The following is a 1,213-nucleotide window of genomic DNA, read 5'->3' as shown; positions in this document are numbered from 1 at the left end:
TGGTTCAATAAAGAGCGTGTACATAGTGCACTAGGTTATGTATCACCTTTTGATTTTGAAGCAATGTACTATGATAAGATTAACCCGTTAGGTCAGGTGGCCTAACTTAAATAAAAAACTCTCCGACAAACCCGGTACGGTTCACCTTTATCTTTGTTTGTGATGAATACATTAGCAAGTTCCCATTTAGGTGCTGCATGAGAGAGAATTGGTAAAGATAGACAGAGTCCTAAGATAAACTTTTTCATTAATTGTCCTATGAAATCTCATAATGATTTGTTAAATCATAACTTAATTTATTGCTGATCTAGCTTAGCTTATAATTAATTTGAATTATTTTTACGTTGTTTGAGAACTTCTAATCCTAAATCCTTCCAAATTTGCCATTTCATATCATTTGGGTCTATTTCAGCAGTTTTAAGCAGAATTCCAAGTAATTCGGCTGGGTCACGCTGATCAAGGTTAGCAATTTCAAAAAGTGCGCCTAATTGAATGAGATGACGTGTACGAGCTTTTCGTTCAGCTTCCTTTTCTGCATTCAGTAATTTTCTGACTGCTATCTTCTGTTTATTCGCTCGATCTATGGCTTTTTCAGCTTTGATCAAGGCATTCAATTTTTTCTCTTGGTCGGGAGTACGGTATTGGATTTGAGCTAATTCTAATAAAAGCTTTTGTGCATCACTGGGATTCTTTAAAGCAGAAATGTAGGTAATTTTTTCAGACAGCCAATCATTATTCATATTCAATTCCTTAATTCATATACCGCAAAAGCACAGGCTCAATACTCAAAGAACGATAACAAAATAATTACGTCCAAGGTACGCAATTTTGTTAAAGTCGTTCTAGAGATTGTCGCCTGTACTTCCATCAAAAAATTGATGGCGCGCTTAGACGTTTCTCAATTTCATTGAGAAACCTAAGCACGTTAGGGACTTCATCCCTAAAACCCTGAAACTTCTTTTTTTCGTTCAATTGAAAATTGAATGAAAAAAAGAAGTACCAAAGCTAGGAGCAACAGCATGCAACTAAAACAGGTATTGGGAAAAATCAAAGATATTAGTTTTGGCGTGATCGCAGCACCGCTAATTATCATCATTATGATGTGGGCTTCGATACTTGATCAAAGAGCGTTTAAAAAAGAACGTAACCGAAAAAAGGAACAGGATAAAACCTAATGGCGATTGCTCGTTTAAGTGTCAAAGTCGGTAAGGCA

2 protein-coding genes are annotated in these 1,213 nt (G+C 35.9%); one reads left to right on the top strand and one right to left on the bottom strand.

Features of this window, described 5'->3' with window-relative positions; genetic code table 11:
• Positions 1-323: 323 nt before the first annotated feature.
• Entirely contained in the window at positions 324-740 is a 417-nt protein-coding gene (locus FTV41_RS14875; protein WP_108091264.1) for a conjugal transfer protein TraD, read from the bottom strand.
• 279 nt (positions 741-1,019) lie between these two features.
• Here FTV41_RS14875 and FTV41_RS14870 point away from each other — a divergent pair, with 279 nt between their 5' ends.
• A complete protein-coding gene (locus tag FTV41_RS14870; protein ID WP_002061201.1) occupies positions 1,020-1,175 on the top strand; it encodes a hypothetical protein in 156 nt (51 codons plus the stop codon).
• The last annotated feature ends 38 nt before the right edge of the window (positions 1,176-1,213 follow it).

The sequence above is a fragment of the Acinetobacter sp. YH16051 genome (assembly GCF_013417135.1).
GTDB lineage: Bacteria > Pseudomonadota > Gammaproteobacteria > Pseudomonadales > Moraxellaceae > Acinetobacter > Acinetobacter towneri.
Note: the sequence above shows the minus strand (reverse complement) of the source record. Positions and strands in the feature narration are given on the sequence as shown.